20 protein-coding genes and 1 riboswitch are annotated in these 19,077 nt (G+C 30.1%); all 20 genes read right to left on the reverse strand.

Annotated elements, in window-relative coordinates:
* Positions 1 to 12 precede the first annotated feature (12 nt).
* A complete protein-coding gene (locus tag ACVHXK_RS02055; RefSeq protein WP_461204687.1) occupies positions 13 to 1,092 on the reverse strand; it encodes an ABC transporter substrate-binding protein in 1,080 nt (359 codons plus the stop codon).
* A gap of 207 nt (positions 1,093 to 1,299) precedes the next feature.
* Positions 1,300 to 2,112 carry an ABC transporter ATP-binding protein gene (locus ACVHXK_RS02060; protein ID WP_461204688.1) on the reverse strand — a complete coding sequence of 271 codons (813 nt, stop codon included), beginning with the start codon at positions 2,110 to 2,112 and terminating at the stop codon, positions 1,300 to 1,302.
* Entirely contained in the window at positions 2,113 to 3,126 is a 1,014-nt protein-coding gene (locus ACVHXK_RS02065; protein WP_461204689.1) for a FecCD family ABC transporter permease, read from the reverse strand.
* Positions 3,127 to 3,258: 132 nt separating this feature from the next.
* Positions 3,259 to 3,795, reverse strand: a complete 537-nt coding sequence (locus ACVHXK_RS02070) for an Ig-like domain-containing domain (RefSeq protein ID WP_461204690.1) — start codon at positions 3,793 to 3,795, stop codon at positions 3,259 to 3,261.
* On the reverse strand, positions 3,792 to 4,436 hold the full coding sequence (locus ACVHXK_RS02075) for a BUD32 family EKC/KEOPS complex subunit (protein ID WP_461204691.1): 645 nt from the start codon (positions 4,434 to 4,436) through the stop codon (positions 3,792 to 3,794). Before ACVHXK_RS02075 ends, ACVHXK_RS02070 begins: the two co-directional genes overlap by 4 nt.
* Positions 4,437 to 4,440: 4 nt before the next feature.
* On the reverse strand, positions 4,441 to 5,208 hold the full coding sequence (mobB, locus tag ACVHXK_RS02080) for a molybdopterin-guanine dinucleotide biosynthesis protein B (protein WP_461204692.1): 768 nt from the start codon (positions 5,206 to 5,208) through the stop codon (positions 4,441 to 4,443).
* A 255-nt stretch (positions 5,209 to 5,463) separates the two neighbouring features.
* Complete coding sequence (locus ACVHXK_RS02085) at positions 5,464 to 6,195, reverse strand: energy-coupling factor transporter transmembrane component T family protein (RefSeq protein WP_461204693.1); 732 nt, start codon at positions 6,193 to 6,195, stop codon at positions 5,464 to 5,466.
* Entirely contained in the window at positions 6,176 to 6,868 is a 693-nt protein-coding gene (locus tag ACVHXK_RS02090) for an energy-coupling factor ABC transporter ATP-binding protein (protein ID WP_461204694.1), read from the reverse strand. The genes ACVHXK_RS02085 and ACVHXK_RS02090 overlap by 20 nt, the downstream gene beginning before the upstream one ends.
* A gap of 2 nt (positions 6,869 to 6,870) precedes the next feature.
* Entirely contained in the window at positions 6,871 to 7,563 is a 693-nt protein-coding gene (locus ACVHXK_RS02095; RefSeq protein WP_461204695.1) for an ABC transporter ATP-binding protein, read from the reverse strand.
* Positions 7,564 to 7,572: 9 nt separating this feature from the next.
* A complete protein-coding gene (locus ACVHXK_RS02100; RefSeq protein ID WP_461204696.1) occupies positions 7,573 to 8,094 on the reverse strand; it encodes a molybdopterin-dependent oxidoreductase in 522 nt (173 codons plus the stop codon).
* On the reverse strand, positions 8,087 to 9,574 hold the full coding sequence (locus ACVHXK_RS02105) for an alkaline phosphatase family protein (protein ID WP_461204697.1): 1,488 nt from the start codon (positions 9,572 to 9,574) through the stop codon (positions 8,087 to 8,089). The genes ACVHXK_RS02100 and ACVHXK_RS02105 overlap by 8 nt, the downstream gene beginning before the upstream one ends.
* Positions 9,575 to 9,639: 65 nt before the next feature.
* The gene (locus ACVHXK_RS02110; RefSeq protein WP_461204698.1) at positions 9,640 to 10,200 is read right to left on the reverse strand and encodes an ECF transporter S component; all 561 of its coding nucleotides are present in this window, start codon (positions 10,198 to 10,200) and stop codon (positions 9,640 to 9,642) included.
* 265 nt (positions 10,201 to 10,465) lie between these two features.
* Positions 10,466 to 12,031 carry a molybdopterin-dependent oxidoreductase gene (locus ACVHXK_RS02115; protein ID WP_461204699.1) on the reverse strand — a complete coding sequence of 522 codons (1,566 nt, stop codon included), beginning with the start codon at positions 12,029 to 12,031 and terminating at the stop codon, positions 10,466 to 10,468.
* Positions 12,028 to 12,519 (reverse strand): FMN-binding protein, encoded by a 492-nt coding sequence (locus ACVHXK_RS02120; protein ID WP_461204700.1) that lies wholly within the window; start codon positions 12,517 to 12,519, stop codon positions 12,028 to 12,030. Before ACVHXK_RS02120 ends, ACVHXK_RS02115 begins: the two co-directional genes overlap by 4 nt.
* Positions 12,520 to 12,566: 47 nt before the next feature.
* Positions 12,567 to 12,684, reverse strand: a riboswitch (molybdenum cofactor riboswitch).
* A gap of 305 nt (positions 12,685 to 12,989) precedes the next feature.
* The gene (kduD, locus tag ACVHXK_RS02125; protein ID WP_461204701.1) at positions 12,990 to 13,751 is read right to left on the reverse strand and encodes a 2-dehydro-3-deoxy-D-gluconate 5-dehydrogenase KduD; all 762 of its coding nucleotides are present in this window, start codon (positions 13,749 to 13,751) and stop codon (positions 12,990 to 12,992) included.
* A gap of 103 nt (positions 13,752 to 13,854) precedes the next feature.
* Positions 13,855 to 14,961, reverse strand: a complete 1,107-nt coding sequence (locus ACVHXK_RS02130; protein WP_461204702.1) for a mandelate racemase/muconate lactonizing enzyme family protein — start codon at positions 14,959 to 14,961, stop codon at positions 13,855 to 13,857.
* Positions 14,962 to 15,187: 226 nt separating this feature from the next.
* On the reverse strand, positions 15,188 to 15,577 hold the full coding sequence (locus tag ACVHXK_RS02135) for a cupin domain-containing protein (RefSeq protein WP_461204703.1): 390 nt from the start codon (positions 15,575 to 15,577) through the stop codon (positions 15,188 to 15,190).
* Between the two features lie 36 nt (positions 15,578 to 15,613).
* Positions 15,614 to 16,579: an ABC transporter permease gene (locus ACVHXK_RS02140; RefSeq protein WP_461204704.1), complete on the reverse strand. Its 966-nt coding sequence runs from the start codon at positions 16,577 to 16,579 to the stop codon at positions 15,614 to 15,616.
* Between the two features lie 8 nt (positions 16,580 to 16,587).
* The gene (locus tag ACVHXK_RS02145; protein ID WP_461204705.1) at positions 16,588 to 17,553 is read right to left on the reverse strand and encodes an ABC transporter permease; all 966 of its coding nucleotides are present in this window, start codon (positions 17,551 to 17,553) and stop codon (positions 16,588 to 16,590) included.
* 14 nt (positions 17,554 to 17,567) lie between these two features.
* Positions 17,568 to 19,076, reverse strand: coding sequence for a sugar ABC transporter ATP-binding protein (locus tag ACVHXK_RS02150; RefSeq protein WP_461204706.1), 1,509 nt, complete (start codon positions 19,074 to 19,076; stop codon positions 17,568 to 17,570).
* Position 19,077 lies beyond the last annotated feature (1 nt).

Here is a 19,077-nt window from a genome sequence, read left to right on the forward strand (position 1 = left end):
CCTCCAATAAAATTATTCTTTCCTGTCTCTCATACCCTTGCCAATTAAAATCTTCTCTACCAATTCATCATCTATTTCATATTCAAATATTTCTGAATAAAAATTCTTTGTAATTTCTTCAATATTTACATCTTCAAAAAGTTCTGGATATAATTTTTTAGCAGTCCAAACTACGGCAAGTGGTGTTTCAATAGATGTAGGATGTCCCCATCTCGATACCCCATTTGGCAATTTATATACTCTATTATTTTTTACTGCATCTAAAGTTTTCCACTGGTCTTGCCCTAGTATATACTCGTCTACGCCATCTTCATTTACCAAAATAACATCTGTATTCCACATCAATATTTGCTCTAGACTTGCATAATAAGCGCTATCTACTAAATTTAACTTTTCAGTTGCAGAAACATCAATTGCACCTGCTTTCTCGATCCAATATACAGGAAGGGTATCTGGTGCATCTGTCCTTGTTGCTTCATTTACTGAGTGATATACTGTAACCTTATCTTCATCTTTAATATCCTTAACTCTATCTTCTACCATTGCAACTAATTCATCATATAACTCATTATATTTTTCTGCTTTTTCTTCTTTTCCTAGTACTTGAGCTATCATACTGACCATATTTTGTTGCTCTTCAATAGTATTAAAATCTACAACTAAGTATGGTATCTCAAATTTTTTAAACATTTTAGACAATTTACTATTATCATCTACGCCCCGCTCTACAAAGACAACATCCGGTTTTACTTTAGCTAATTCTTCTATATTAATATCACCACTTACTTTAGGAACTACTGCATCTAAAATTGCCGGATTCATCTCACATAGCACTTTATCTCTCTGTAGACCACCATTTACTGCAACAATTTTTTCTCCATCTCCTAACATAGTAACCACATGGCCTGATACTGCATACAAACAGCCTACTTTATCTATTTCAGCTGGTATCTCTACATTTCTTCCTATGCAATCTGTCACAATAACTTTTTCTATACTATCATCTTTAATGAACTTTTCAGTATCAGAACAACCTGTAAAAAAACAAGTTATCATTAGTAAAATCATCAAAACACTTATCTTTTTCTTCATACATATCCACCCCATTCAAAAATTAGCTATGTTTTAGAATATTGTGATACTCCCTATATTCCTTAAGTAATAATGTGCAATGCGCAATCTTTTAATTAATTTAATAATTAAAGATTTTCTGGCCAAATGGTATAAAATCAACATCAATTACAAATTGCAAATTGCAAATTACAAATTAGTTTAAAATGTATATTTCTATTGCTTAAGTTATTTAATATTAGAATTCAAAGGAACTATAAAATTTATCTTATCCCCATCTCCCTCGTCTATAGAGAATACTTTAGAATTAATCTGAAATACTTTTTTCATATTATTTTCAGTAAGTACCCAAGAAGGTTTCCCCAAAGTGGCTATTACTTTATTATTCATTAAAGCAACCTTTGTATCTATACCACTATTTTCAAAATAGAAAGCATGATTTGGAAAGTGCGTTGCCATAATAATTGAAATTTCTTTTTTCTTCACAAATCCACTTATAGCTTCTAATATTTTCAGTTCATTCTTAAAGTCAAGATGTGCAGTTGGTTCGTCCATTATTATTATTGGAGTTTCTTGCGCTATAGCTCTTGCCATCATTACAAGTTGCGTTTCTCCACCACTTAATTGCGTATAAACTTTATCTTTAAAATCTTTTATTCCCAGTAGTTCTAATGCCTGCTCTGCTATTTCCATATCTTCACTTCGTGGAGATGAAAATATTGATTGATAGGGTGCCCTCCCCATTAAAACAATATCAATTACTTTATAAGGAAAAGACTTATTATGTATTTGTGGCACATAAGATACTAGTTTTGCTAAATCTTGTACTCCTATTTTTTTAATATTTGTATTTTCAATCGTAATTAATCCACTATTTAACTTTTTTATACCCAAAATACAATCCAACAACGTAGTTTTTCCACATCCATTAGGTCCAAATAAACACAAAACTTCACCTTTTGATAAATCTAAATTAATATTTTCAAATATAAACTCATCACCATATTTAAAAGATGCATCTTCTATTTTCACAAGTTTCATCTACCATCCACCTCCTTTAGTCTTTTTAAGAAGGTAAACATAAAAAGGTCCTCCAATTAGTGCTGTCAGTATTCCTAAAGGGATTTCACTTCCAGTAATAACTCTACCTATATTATCAACAAATATTAAAAAAGTGGCGCCTAGACAAAAACTAATAGGAATTAAATATTTATTATCATTTCCTATAAGCATTCTTCCAATATGAGGGATCACAAGCCCTACCCATCCAATTATTCCGCTTACACTTACAGCTCCTGCCGTAGCTAGTGTTGTGCATATAATAACTATAATTTTTGTAACTTTTGTATTAACTCCAAGAGCCTGACATTCTCTATCACCCATAGAAAGCACATTTATCCTCCATCTAATGAAAAAAAGACCAATTACACCTATTAACATAGGTATTGCGGCAATCATTATATCTTTATAATCTGCCGAAGCAAGACTACCCATAAGCCAAAATACTATTGTAGGTAGTTGGTCATAAGGGTCTGCTATATACTTAGAAAATGATATTAGAGATGAAAAAATAGACGATACAACAACACCACCTAATACAAGCATTATATTTGGAGTTGTACTATATATCCTTCCGATAAAAAATGTTAGAATTACTGCTATTATACTAAATATAAATGATGATGTATAAATCATAAAGACACTATCAAATAATATAATAGCTAAAGCAGCACCAAATCCAGCACCGGAAGAAACCCCTAAAATACCTGAATCAACTAAGGGATTTTTAAACATCCCTTGAAGTGCTGTACCACTAATTGCAAGACTACCTCCAACAAGAGCCCCTAAAATTGCTCTTGGTAATCTTACATCCATAACAACAGTTTCAGGAATAGGTTGCACCTCATAATTAGCGCGGGTGAAATTATTAAGTAAGATTCGGAAAACTTCCTCTAAGGAAAGTGGGTACCTTCCTATGAATAAAGAAATGACAATAGATAAAATCGGAAGTATTGTTATTATTATAATTAATAGTTTCTTATTCTGTTTATTCATTATCCTGCTCCTGACATCATCTAATGCGTTTCAGCATAAAATATTAAAGCTAATTGTTCATATTTTACTATGAACAACAGCCATTTTTGAATTCATGTTACAATTACCATTAATACATATTTTTAAATTCATTTAATTTTTATTGCTATTTTTCTTCTTAGAATTAATAGCAAACAATATTATCCCAATTACCACTACAGCTAATATAATAAATAGATAAAGTTGGCTTGACCCTGCTTCCGCACTAAAGTTAATCTCTACATCTTCACCTAGCGCATTACCATTTTTGGCAGTTACTTCTGAAGAAATAATAACTTTGTAACTTTCTCCTGCTTTTAATTCTTCTTGTAATTCGAGAGTAATAATTCTTTTCTTTTCTGGCTCTATTTGGTCATCGCCCATAACTACTTCAAAATCTATAGAATTCCCTGCTCCATCTACAATATCAAAACATTTCATATTATCATCTTTAACAGCCATATTTATTACATTATTACTAAATTCTAAAGTTATTTCTTTGGTGTCTAAAGAAACTTCCTCTTCATTTTTAATACTTGAAGCTTCTAAACCAAGTGCTTTTTTCTCCTCTGCAAAAATAGTTAGCGTAAATAGATTTAATAATAAAGCAACTCCTAATACCATTGAAACTTTCTTTTTCATATTCTTCATAAGCTACCTCTCCTTTTTTTTATTATATTTAATTCTTTATTAATATCATTTTTTAGTTCTATTTCATTATACCCTTTTTCTTCAACCAAATAATCTATTACCTTTTCTATTACATTGTTTTTAAATATAGAAAAAATTGGTTTATACATTAAGTAAAAAGCTATTAGCTCTCCTGTTCTATCTTTATATCCTTCACTTTGCAAATCTTCAAAATCAATTCCATATATTTCATCTTCTTTAACAATAAAATTTCTGAAATTAATATCATTCAACATTATTTTATCACTCTTAATGAACTCAATACTATAGAAGATTTCAATCCATTTATATAACTTCAAAATTAAACCTATTGCCTCTAATTCACAGTTCTCACAATTTATCTTTTCAAGCTCTTCTAATTTTTCTATAAGAGTACATCCTTCTATATATTCAATTACTAGTATTTTTTCATTTTCATTACAAGATATCAATTTTGGGGTTTTCAATTTATTATTATTATTTTCATATAATTTAAAATAAAAATCCTTTTCAAAACAAAAGGATTTTTCTGTTGAATGAATTTTATAAATATATTTTTTAGAATCTTTTTCTATCAAACTAACTTTATTTCTTTTAGAATAAAACTCTTTAATTTTTTTCATTTTGTTACTTACAATCCTTTCTTGGATCAAAGCCTAATTCTATTTCAATTTTTGAATTCTCACTATATCCATCTAACTCACTAACTACAGCTAGCACAGAATTTCTAACTAGTTTTTCTACGAAAGGAACCATACCAACTTCCTTCCCATCTATCTTCAAAGAAACAAACTCATTACCTAGTTTACAGTCATCTCTAGTCTTTTCTCCTTTAATAATCATCTCACACATACTGCGACAATTATATCCACATTTATTGCAACACTTTTCATCAAAATCAGGTAATAATTCAAAAGTATTTTCTTCAATGTAATCAACAAGTTTCTTTATGTCATCCATAGCACTAAGAGCTTTTATTCCCCTATATTCATCAATCTCATCTGCTATTTTACCTGAAATCAAAAATGTACTGTAATCAAATCTATCATCTATATCTTTTTTTGTTTGGGCTGCAATTATTTTAGGAGCATTAACATCTCTTACCCCTTCTAATACTACATAATCATAATCATAGTGTTTTAATATATCATAAATATTTAATTTTTCTTGATACAAAATATCTGTTTCATACATTCCCCTAGCAGTTACTAACTCTGAACCTGCTATTTTATGTCTATGAGTATTTGTCCCCTCTGTATCGATTTTAAATTTTTCAAAATGAATATCCTTTACACTACCAACGCTATAATTTCTCTTTTTTAATTCTGCAATTACCTTCTCAATAGTTGTAGTCTTCCCTGACTTTGTATACCCAATAACTGAAAATACTTTCATCTTTTTTCACCACTTTCTTAATTTATAAAGCTCTATTTTAGAGAGTTGTTAATATGCATAAAATTTATTTTAACAAAATATATTTATTCTTGCTTAATATGCAGTTCTTCTTAAAACAAATGTTCAATTTGCAATGTGCAATTAATGATGATTTTCTTCTCTTCTTTCATAAAATCTTTAATTAATTAAAGATTCTCCGAAGAATGAGGAGAATCATCCTAAATTGTGCATTGTGCATTGTGCATTGTTCTTAAATCATTTTATAACAAAGCTATATCCAACTAATACCGCCAATAAAATACTAATAACCATAAGTAAATAATCCATAGTTCTAAATTTCAAAGTAATTATGCTTGTCCTAGTATCATAAGCTCTAAAAGCTCTTGATTCAATTGACATAGAAAGTTTTTGAGCCTTTGTTAAGGTTCCAACTACTACAGGTGTCAGAATATAGGAGTACAATTCAATCTTTTCTTTAATCTTTAAAGCTTTAACATCTATACCTCTAAGACTAATAGCTGTCATAGTATCCTTCATTTCTTCCATTAAAATAGGTAAAAATCTTATTCCTATAGATACCATAAAAGCTAAATCGTAAGGGAGTTTCCACTGCACAAGTCCTTGAATAATTTCTCTAGTATTTGATGTCGCAAGTATAGTTCCTGAAATAATAATAATCAAGATCCTCATGATGAATTCAAGTCCTTTTAATAATCCTTCATCAGTTATTATTTTAAAACTTTCAGTTCCAATTAGCACATTTCCTTGTTTCATAAAAATACTTTGTACTATAACGATAGCTATTAGTATATACAGCATTTTCTTTAACTTTTTAAAAGCCATATAAACATTACTTTTAAAAATCTTTCCAACCATTAGTGAAATAGCTAATATTCCCATTAAATAATATATATCTTGAATAAGAACGCCTAAAGTGGAAATACAGATAACTATAATTATTTTTGTTCTAGGGTCTATATTTCTCATCTTTAACTATTCTCCCATCATTTAGTTCTATTATCCTCTCAGAATGTTTTTTAACAAATTCAATATCATGACTAATCATTAAAATACCTATTCCCTTATTATTGATATCCTTAAGAATTCTACTTAAGCTCTCTTTTCTGATTTTATCAAGCCCAGTAGTCGGCTCATCTAATATCAAATATTTAGGGTCATTTAATAATAAAGTCCCTAAGGCAAGTCTTTGCTTTTCTCCTTGACTTAATGTATGACATTTAGAATTTTTTATCTCCTCTAAATCAAAATCCTCTATAGTTTTTTCTGCCTTTAGTACTATCTCTTTTTCCTCAACTTTATTGAATCTCATAGAAAATACTAATTCATCATAAACATTCGTGGCAAATATTTGCCGCGATGGATTTTGGAATAAATATCCAATCTTTTTGCCAATACTAGCTAATCGCATATCTTTTATATTTTTACCATCTAAATAAATCATGCCCTTATTTGCTTTCAAAATACCTGTTATAAGCTTTCCTAATGTTGTTTTACCACTACCATTTGGTCCAATTAAAGAAACAAACTCACCATTATTTAGTATTAAATCAATATCTTCTATAACAGCTTTCTTTTTATAACTAAAACCAAGTCCATCTACTTTTATAAATTCATTATACTTATTTTTTGCATTATCCATATCTATATGTCCCCTGAAACATAATGAAGAACACCTTTTTTAAGGGTATAAATTTTGTCTACTATATCTAAATTTTCTTCTTCATGTTCCACCATTATTATAGTTTTACCTTCTTCTTTAAGCTTTAAAATAGCTTTCTTTATAAGAACTTTTCCAGCCTTATCAACCTGTGACATACACTCATCTAATATTAATATATTTATACCTAAACTTAGAACAGATGCTATAACAACTAATTGTTTTTCCCCTCCTGATAAATCATTTGGGTTACGGCCTCTTAGTTTCTCAATATTTAGTAATTTGGTAATATGATCTACTCTTTTCAATATATCATTTTTCTCTACACATAAATTTTCAGCACTAAATGCGATTTCATCATCAACATTTGAGAAAACTATTTGAGTATCAGGGTCTTGGAATACAGTGCCAATCATTGTTGCAATTTCTGGTATCTCTAACTGTCCTATATTCTTACCATTAATTAGAACTTCTCCCTCAAAATCACCACTATACCTTTTAGGAATTATTCCATTAATGCAATAGATAAAACTAGTTTTACCACAACCACTTAACCCTGTTATAGCTATTATTTCACCTTTCTTAACTTTAAGATTAATATCATTTAGTATATAATTCTCACTTTTTTTGTATTTAAATTTTAAATTGTTTATTTTTACTGGATAATTTTCTTCCATAGAGTTCTCCTATTTTGCATCAGCTGATAAAGCATATTTACACCAATATTGACTAAACTGATCTTTACTTATTATAATCTGGTATGGGCCTTTGCCACCATCTTCTTTTGTTCCTATTGATTCTCCTTCTCTCATATAAGCCACATATACATTATCATCTTCCATAACTTTTTTCATTTCTACTGACGTAGCATATCCATCTGCAGCAGTCATTACAACAGCATCTTTCTCTTCTATAGACACTCCTGCCTCTTCAAATAAAGTTTTTAATAGAACCCCTGTATATTCATACTCTACTGGGTCTTTTCCATTAGTTTTTAAATTTGCCTTGAAGTTAGTTTCACCTAAATTTCTTATTTCTTCCATATTAAATCTTTGTACTTCTTCTCCATTATCCATAACTATAAATATGGCATCATTATTCAAGGATTTCTTTTCTGAAACTGAATCTTGATTCAAAAATGCAAAAACCCCTATAATTACAACTAAAGCTACAACTATAGATACAATAGTCTTTTTATTTTTATTCATTTTTATCTACCTTCTCTCCATTAATCAATATATAAGGAATATACATATCCTCATTTCTAAACTCACCATGACTTCCACCATCACTAGTAGTATGCATTCCGTGGTCTGCAGTAATAATCACCTTGCCATCCCACCTGCTCACCAATTCCCCAACATACCCATCTAATAGTTTAAATCTTTCAATTGTTTCTTCAGCTTCTGGACCAAATTCATGTCCTAAATCGTCTAATCCATGAAAATGCACAAGTAAAAAATCACTATCAATTTCTTCTAAAGCCTTCTCATAAACTTCGTCGTCATTATATCCATTATTGTTAGTATCCAAGTTAAGAACAGGCTCAATACTTGTATTTAATATTTTAATATCACCTTCTATTAAAGCTGATTTTTTTCCTAACTTTTCTACTTCGTCAAAAATAGTATCTACTTTAAGTTCTCTATAATCTCTATTGAGTACACCATTTTTCACAGGAGGCTGGCCTGTTATCATAGCAGCAAAACCAGCATTAGTCACCGGTTTGAAAACAGTATTTGCTTTAACTGCCTTCTCATATTTTGCAATATTACAATCAGGATAATCCTTTGTATATTTTTCATATTGATTATAAGAAAATCCATCTATGAATAATACCATTACATCGGTATCTTTTTCTAAATAATATAAAGAATCACTAAAAGTGTCCATAACACTAGTAGCTGGTGGATTTACCATTATACCTTTAATGTTTGTAAATACTTTATGTTCTTCTGGAATAATATAATTAACAGTATTCTCTCTCAATTCAATAAATCCATTTGAAATAGAAGAGAATTCGTAATTTCCCTGCTCATCCATAATTAGTATATTGTCTACTTTTTCTTCAATTAGATCCTCTAATTTTAAAACTTTCTTTTCTTCTAATACCTCAACACTATATTCTTCTCCATCATAATCTTTATTAGATACTCCATCTGAATAAGGAAAAATAGAATAGTCTTTTTCATACAATTCACCAATTGTATAGTTATATGTTTTATCTCCAACAATAATATTTAAACCAAAATCATTTCTTTTAATATCCTCAGAACTTACAATACGTATCTCATCAATATTTTTTATCCCACTATTTACAGGATGTTTTTCTGAAATGTATACCCATCCATCCTCATTAGAATATGCTAGGTATGTATCTTCAATCCCTTTCATATCAAAATTAATCATAAAACCATCATTAGCTCTTAAATACACTATATATTCATCGTATACAGGTTCTAAAGTTTCAATAATTTCACTTATATCTACACCTTCAATTTTTTCCTCTTTGTACTGAATATCTTGTTTTTCAAATTCTCGCCAAATTTCATTGAAGGACTCTACTTTACTTATATCTCCAAGTATTTTCAACTCAGGCAAAGTAGTTTTATCTACAGAACAACCACAAATAATTGATATAAAAAATAAGGATAGCATCAATATTATACTTCTAATATTTTTATTCATTTTTCCACTTCCATTCTCTACACTAAGTTATGTTTCAAAAGGTTATTAATAACAAGATATGTCAACTAACCAATTCCTTCAATATCCATACTTTTTATTTTCTTTGCTAAAACATATCCAATAATCCCACCTAATCCACCAGATAGCGTTCCTGTAGCTAAGCTTAATACAAGAGGAATTAATGGTAATTTAAAGAATACTAAATTAGATAAATATGTTCCACTTAGGTTTGCAATAACTCCAGCTAGAAAAAAATCTATTGACGTTGTTATTTTTCTCCTTAGTAATAAAAAAATAAAATCAATCATAAGCCCTGGTAATGTATAAGTTACTATACTTAAAACCCCATGAGTCCCAAAGGTACCCGTTACAGCAACTATTATAGCTTGAGTTAAAGCAATAAGTGTAGCCGTTCCTCTTTTAGGAATTAGGCCTGCACCAAGAACTATCCAAAGCATATAAAACCCACCTGCCACTGCACCACCTGGTATAAATAATGGTCCTGTAATCATATGGGTAAGTGGTACAATAATAGGCTTTGTAGCAAGTCCTAAAGCAGCCATTAATGCAATAACTATAATTTCAAATATATTGAATTTTTTTAAAATTCCATTTTTTTTCTTCATAATTAGCACCTTTTCTTTATTGACTATGTTTTAAAGAGTTACTGATAATAATAATTATTATTACTTTTTAAAAGCTCTTTATTTTTTATTTGACTCTATTTCAAAAAGTTAAATAATGTGAAGTGTGAATACTAAAGTGTGAAATGATAGATAGTTTCCTCATTATTTGGAAATCTTTAAATCAAATACTCGATTTTGAATACCAAAATCATCATAAATTTCACACTTCACATTGCACACTTCACACTATTAATATAATAAAAATTTATTCAACTACAATTATTTTAGAAACTCCCTTAACCCATTTATTACTAGCTAAATTTTTTGAAACTAATTGTACCAAATTATCATCCTCTGATAAATTTTCACCGTCTACAGTGATTCCTAAAATCATAGAATCATCAACTTCTGATTTAGTAAATTCAGCTTCATATCCATCACTAGCAACTACTTTTAAAGATGTAAAATCTTCAACATGAAGGAATTCTAAAGCATCTAGAACTTTATAACCATCCCAAGCTTGTACACTTTCTTCTCCACTCTTAGATGTTTTTGTAGCTTCGATAGAAGTTAAAGTTAATTTACTAGCAGCTTTATCACTACCTAAAGCAAATGAACCATCGCTTAATCCCTCAAAAGTTATTTCCCATGATGTTGAAGCTGCTGCGTCATCTGCTGATTTCTCTTCCGTTGATGTTTCTTCCGAACCAGTAGCTATTTCTATACTAAGTACATCTTTAATATTAGTTGATTTTGGCATATCTTCTGTAAACTTTACTGAATATTGTCCTTCTTCTTCATAAATTATTCCTTTAAGTAAATCTTCGCTAGTAACCTCTGTGCTATATCCATCAGATGCTGTAATTGTATAAGAACCTCCATTCAAACCAGCAGCTTCAACTAATTCATCTAAAGCAACTCCTGTTTTCTTTCTTGCATCTCTTGCAGTAAACTTTTCAAGTGATTTTGCTGCTGAAACAAAACTTGTATCATCACAAGTTAAAACAAGTATATCTTTAACTTGCATACCCTTTGGAAGGTCTGGAGATAAGAATAATGGTACATTTTCACCTGTAGTCTTGATATAACCTTGCAATAATACATCAATTTTTTCACTCTTCTCAAATCCATCTGCTGCCACAAAATTCACATCTGAAGTAGCGTCTGGAATGTATTCCTTAAATAAATCATCAACTTTTATTGCTTTATCATCACTATCATAATAAGTATAATCTTCCTCAGTTAAACCTTTTGTAGCAGTTTCTAAGAAAACTATTTTACTAGGACCTTCAGAATTTTCTACAGAAGCTCCATCACCTTTTACAAAATTGATTTCAACTAAATTAGACGTCCAATACATTGTACGCACATCATTAATTGCCGCTCTTATTGGTTGTGTTTTTTCATCTAGTCCTTCTCCATCAAATTCAAAAGCTAAAACGATATCTTTTTCTGATATAATATCCATTGGAACATCTATAGAATATCCATCGCCTGCTATTAATCTTATTGTACTAAAATCCTTTTGACTTATCTCTTTTGAAGCTAAAATATCATCTAATTTTACTCCTGTAACATCAGTCTCTTGTGTTTCGCCAGCTGAAGTTAAGTTTTTCATATGCTCAGTTACAGTTTCCATAGCGTATATATCATTATAAGCTACTTCAAAATCTTCATCTAATCCTGTTAGTTTCAAACTTCCTTCATAAGTATAACTTCCACTTGCATCACCATTTGAAGCGTTGTTACTAGTACTACCACATCCTGTTAGCATAAATATTGATAAAGCTACTACCAACATTGCAACTACTCTCATTTTAAGTTTTTTCATTTTTTAATCCCCCTGTAATTTTCTATACATAAATTCAAACCGTACACAACGGCATCAGAAGTTATAGTTGCACCCGTAATGGCTACAACTTGATTTTCTTCTTTTTTTGCCATTATTACGAGTTCAATTTCATTTTCAATAGGAAGGTAGAATCTTTTTAAGAACCATTCCTCCCTAACATAACCACCATAATCTTCTGTTTCATTTTCTTCTAATATGACAACATTCCTTACATCTTTGCCATCGATTTCAAACAACATTTCTATGTCGTCTTCATAGCCTAAAGCCCTAACTACTTGTACAATATTTCCTTCTTCATTTTCATACACCCTAACTATTTCATCTGTTTCATATTCTTTTAACCTAGTCAATTTTTCATAACCACTACTATTTAATTTTTCTAAATACTCATCTTGACTACATCCAGTAATAGCACATAATGCAAACACAAATATACACAATAAAACTGGTATTAGTTTACTTTTCATTTTTTCCCCCTAAAAAAAAAATCTTTCCTTATATTTTATAGGAAAGAGCGTAAAATAAACCTTCTCTTTTCCTAAACGGGAGGCACTTAAATTTCTCTAAATACCCATCGGTTATTTAATCATAGACTCATCTTTAGACTAAATAACTCAGAGATTGCTAACATTCTTATTAAATTTTAAAATCTTAAATAGGCATCATTCCTTTGAATTATTCTATTTTAAATTATGCCTTTAAGTAAAATTACTTTGAAATTGTAATTTTAGGTAATTGTAAACTTATACAATTATTATAACCCTGATTTTCACTAAAATCAACAATAATAGTTTTTCCATACAACAGAAACTATTTCCCATTATCATTTAAAATATTACAAATCAAAAAGTTAAAAATAGAGTGGTGAATTTCACCACCCTACTAATTTTTTAATTATAAAAACATCATTATTTATAATCTTAATTTTAAATAGAAACTATCTTGCTAACCATCCACCATCAACAGCTATAGTATATCCTTGAATATATCTAGAAGCATCTGATGCTAAGAATACAACAGCGCCTTGTAAATCAGTAATCTCTCCCCATCTTCCTGCAGGAATTCTTTCTAAGATTGCTGCACTTCTCTCTGCATCAGCTCTTAATGGAGCAGTGTTGTTTGTAGCCATATATCCTGGTGCTATAGCATTAACATTTATACCATATTTAGCCCATTCGTTAGCCATTAATCTAGTTACTCCCATAACTCCACTCTTACTTGCAGTATAAGAAGGTACTCTTATTCCACCTTGGAATGAAAGCATTGATGCAACACTGATTATATTTCCTGGAGTTCCTTGTTTAACAAATTGATTAGCAGCAGCTTGACTGAAGAAGAATACTGTTTTAATGTTTATGTTCATAACATCATCCCAGTCTTTTTCACTAAATTTTAAAGCATCTTCTCTTCTGATTATACCAGCGTTATTTACTAATATGTCAAGTTTACCAAAAGTTTCAACAGTTTTTTCAATAATTCCTGCTATTGGCTCTATGCTCATAAGGTTTGCTTTAATTCCTAAGAATTTTCCACCTAATTCTTTAACTTTTGCTTCTGTGTCAGGCATGTCTACATAGTCAACTCCAACAACAGTTGCTCCTGCTTGTACTAAACCTAAAGTCATTCCTTGTCCTAAACCTGTACTAGCTCCTGTTACAATTGCAACTTTTCCTTCAAGATTAAATTGATCTAATATCATTTTTAAATCCTCCTAATTTTTAATTAATTCCTTAAATTTTTAGTATATATATATTAAATATCATAATACTCTAAATAAAATTATAATAACTCTCATATTGCAACTAGTTTAATTCAATTTTATGTGATTTTAATTTTTCCCAGTCAAATACTACTCCTGTTCCTGGTATATCAGGTGATATTGCTCTACCATTTTCAAGTACTAAAGGTCTTGTAGTATACTTATCAATTGGAAAACTGTGAACTTCTAAGTAACTATCATTTGTTATTGCTGATAGTAAACTAACATGTAATTCTTGCATCCCATGTGTGCATACTGGAATATTAAATCCTTCAGCCATATTGGCTACTTTCATCCAACCTGTTATTCCACCTATATTGGATGCATCTGGTTGTATAAATCCTAAATTAGCAAATTGCATTGCATATTTATGCTCATATATAGTATGAAGATTTTCTCCCATAGCAAGAGGTATAGTTGTCTTTGCCGCAATTTTTGAAAATCCAATAATATCATCTGGTATAGTTGGCTCTTCTATCCAGTAAATATTATATTTTTCAAGTTCTTTTGCTGCTTTTATAGCTTTTTCCACTGACCAAGACATATTTGCATCTACCATAAAGTCTTTATCCGGCCCAATAAGTTCTCTTACTGCTTTTACTCTTTCTATATCTTCTTGTAAATTTTCTTTTCCTAGTTTAATTTTTACAGCGGTATGTCCATTTTCAAGTTGATTTTTAATATTTGATAGAAGTTTTTCCATAGGGAAATCAAGATCGATTCCACCATAATAAGCTTTTGTAGTATTATTAGCTCCACCTAATTGTTTCCATAATGGTAATCCTGAATTTTTACATCTGATATCCCATAGGGCAATATCAATTGCTGAAATAGCAAATGATGCAATTCCACCTCTAGCTACGTAGTGGACACCCCAATTCATATGATCCCATAGAGCTTCAACTTTATCACCATCTTCACCGATTAAGCCTGGTTTTAAATCGTATTCAACCATATCAAAAATAGCTCTTCCACCAAATCCACCTGTATATGTATAGCCTGTACCTTCTGAACCATCCTCTAATACTACTGTTGCTGTTATTAATTCAAAATGTGTATGCGTTCCGTGTTTAGCATCAACAAGTACTTCACTTAATGGAATACGAAAATATTGGGTTATTATATCTTTAATTTGTCTATTATTACTCATTTAATACTCCTTTCTTAGCACTTCTAATAGCAAAATTCAAATCAGTAATTTTACAAAATGCATTTTTTTGTAATTCATATAAATCAATGACACTTTGCTATTATTGTATAATGTAAATTGTAAATTGTCAACAATTTATTATGTACAAAATCCCACAATAAAATGCAATCTTTTTTTGTGAAAATATTATTTCTAATAACATTTTCATAGCAATAATAACATATTTTTAAGACATCTCTACTTCCATAACTAATGCCGTTAAATCTTCATCAAAAGGATTTTCAAAGGAGTGTTCACTTTCTCTTTTAATAAGACAAATACTTCCTTCTTCCATAATCAACTCTTTGCCATCAACTATCATTTTGCCTCTACCTTTAATTACAAAATAAAATTCTTCATTATTAATATGAGGGTGATTACCAATAGATGTTCCTTTTGGTAATGTTATTACATGTACAAAATTTACTGGAGTATCAAAATCCTCTGGAAAACCAGGGAATTCGCTTCCTTTCAAATCTCCTAAAATCTGATTAACAAGAATAGTTCCATTTCCACCATGAGCTTCAAAAGCTTCACAAGTTTTTACATCTTTTTTATTTCTTAAAACATATGGCATACTATCTCTCCTTTGTCTTATATAGAAATCAATTAATTAAGCTTTTTTCTTTTGTGATCTTGATTGAACAATAACTACAATTAACAAAATTGCTCCAGTTGCGATATTTTGCCACCATGTATTTAAATTTCCTTGTAGATTAAAAATTTGTCTAATGATACCTAGTATCAAGACACCAAACAAAGTCCCTTGCAACTTACCTTTACCACCTGTTATCAATGTACCACCAATTACTGCAGATGCTATTGCATACATTTCCCAACCATCTCCAGCAGTATATTGTCCTGAGCCTAGTCTAGATGTCATAACAATTCCTGAAATTGCTGCCATCATTCCACTTACAGCGTATGCTACCATGGTAGTTCTATTCACATTAATACCCATCATTCTTGCAGCATCTTCATTACCACCAACTGCATATAAATGTCTACCAAACTTTGTGTATTTAAGTACAATTATTCCTACTATAAGCACTATTACAAATATTAAAATAGCATTTGGTAACCCTGGTATAATTTCTCCTTTTGATATTGCTTTAAATGCATCTGTACTACCTGTTGTTGGAACTGATTTACTACCAGTCGTTAAATGAATATATCCTCTAATACCTATCATTGTAGACAAGGTTGCTATAAACGGTACTATTTTTAGTTTAACAACCAAAAATCCATTTAATAATCCTAAAAGTATTCCAAGACCCACACAAGCTACTATAACAATCAATATATTATAACTGCTAAGTCTAGCAGCAACTACCCCTACTAAAGCAAGCACTGGACCAACTGAAAGGTCAATGCCTCCTGCTATTATTACAAAAGTCATTCCAATTGCTAAAAATCCAATCATTGTATTTTGTAGAATAAGATTTGTTACGAATTTCTTCGAAAGAAATACATCATAATTTATAGCCGCAAAAATAAATAACAGTATGAAAATAAATAATGCGTTATTTTCTTTTACAAAGTTTTTGTAGTTAAATTTATTTTTTATATTATTTTTCATATCTCTACCTACCTTTTACTCTTCAAGAATCTTTGAGCCCATAATGCTAGAATAATTATTATTGCTTTTAAAATCAGAGAATATTCAAAAGGAATATTATTCATATTTACCATAGTAGTAATTATCTGAATAATAATAGCCCCAAAAACTGTCCCTACAATATTAGGCTTTCCACCTGTCATAGGTGTCCCCCCAATTGCAACTGCCGCTATTGCATCAAGCTCAATCATAGATCCTAAAATATTTGCATCTGAAGCAGATATGCGGGCTGTTTCAATAACTCCAGCAATACTAGCCAGAAATGCACAAGTAGCATAAATCACTATTATAACTTTAGTAGTATTTATTCCAACTAATTGAGAAGCCCTTTTATTATCTCCAAGTGCTTGTATTTTTCTACCAAAAGTCATCTTATTAGTTATAAAATACATAACACCTACAATAACTATCATTATTGGAATCTGAATTGGTATTTGTCCAAATATTCTATATCTACCCAAAAACACATAAGCATCGGAGCTAAATCTTAAAATCTTTGAATCGTTAATTATTTGTGCTATACCTCTAACGCCAATCATTAATGGTATTGTTACAATAATTGGTTGTATCTTAAACTTTGCAATAATTGTTCCTGCAACAACTCCCGATAAACTTCCTATCATAAGTCCTATCATTATAGCAGGAAATGCACCTAATCCTATTAGTTTAGCTGAAACCATTGAAGCTAATGCCATTACTGCCCCTACTGAAATATCAATACCATCTGATGCAATTACCCAAGTCATACCAAGGGCAACTAACAACGCTGAAGTTACTTGAATAAAAATATTTCTAAATGTACTAACACTCATAAAATTAGGAGTAATAATAATATTAATTAACAGAATGACACCCAATACTATTGCTGGTGAATAATCAATAAGAATATCCAAAATTCGCTTATTATCTATTTTTTTAGTAATTTTACTTTCCATATTATCCTCCAAAATTAATTCAAACCATGCGCAATATTATTCATAATTGCATCAACAGTTATCTCATTATTTTTAAGTTGTCCAACAGTAGAACCATCCTTTATAACCTGCACGCGATCACATAATTGAACAAGTTCTTCTAATTCAGAAGATACTACTAAAACACTAATTCCATCTTTTGCAAGACCTTCTGCTAAATCCAAAATTTCTTTTTTAGCACCTACATCTATACCTCTTGTTGGCTCATCCAAAATTAGCAATTCAGGGTTTGCACATAACCATCTAGCAAGTAAAACCTTTTGCTGATTACCACCACTAAGACTTCTAATAGTTTGGTTAGGGCTTGATACTTTTATTTTTAGTGCCTTAATAAACTTATCTACTATTTCATCTTGTTGTTTTTTATTTACAATACCCCATTTTGATATCTTTGGTAAAATTGATATTGTAATATTTTCTTTTACAGACATATACGGAATAATTCCTTCTGACTTTCTATCTTCTGAACAAAATGCGATATGATTTTTTATAGCATCTCTCGGCGAATTAATCTTTTGTTCTTTACCATTGATCTCAAGTTTCCCATCAGTCATTAAATCAGCCCCAAATATTAGCCTAACTAATTCAGTCCTACCTGATCCTAAAAGTCCTGCAAGTCCTAGTATTTCACCTTTTTTAATGTCAATGTTCTGGTTTTTAACTTTAGGTTTTGAATTTATATTTACGCCCTTGATGATTGAATCATCTTGGATTTTACTTTCATCATAACTCTTTCTGTATGAAACAACACTTGAAGCATCTTTACCAATCATTTTAGACACCATTTCTAATCTTGTAATGTCTTTAACATCTGATGTTGCAACAAGTTCTCCATCTTTTAAAATTGTCATCTCATCACACATTGAAAATACTTCTTCTAATCTATGTGTAATAAAAATAACAGCTATATCTCTTTTCTTTAAATCTCGTATAACGTTAAATAAAATCTCAACTTCTGAGGCATCTAGTGATGACGTTGGCTCGTCTAATACTACAAGTTTAGCATTTATGGAAATAGCCCTCGCTATTGAAACCATTTGCTGTATTGCTGTACTTTTACTTGATAAAATATCCTTTACATTAACGTCTATACCCATAGATGTCATTATTTCTGTTGCTCTTTTTTCTGTTTCTTTCCAGTCTATAAAACCTCTTTTTTTAATTTCTCTTCCCAAATATATATTTTCACAAATACTTAATTCTGGAATCAAATCAAGTTCTTGATACACTGTGCTTATACCATTGTCATTGGCATCTGTAGGGCAGTTAATTTCAATTTTATTACCATCAAAAATTACTTCTCCTTCATCTTTTGCAACAACACCTGTTAACACCTTAATAAGTGTGGATTTTCCCGCTCCATTTTCGCCCATCAAAGCATGTACTTTACCACGAGAAACTTTCAATTCTACATCATTTAAAGCTTTTACCCCTGGGTATATTTTGCTAATATTTTTCATATGTAACAATATATCTTTTTCCATT

Source organism: Clostridium sp. DL1XJH146, from assembly GCF_054819755.1.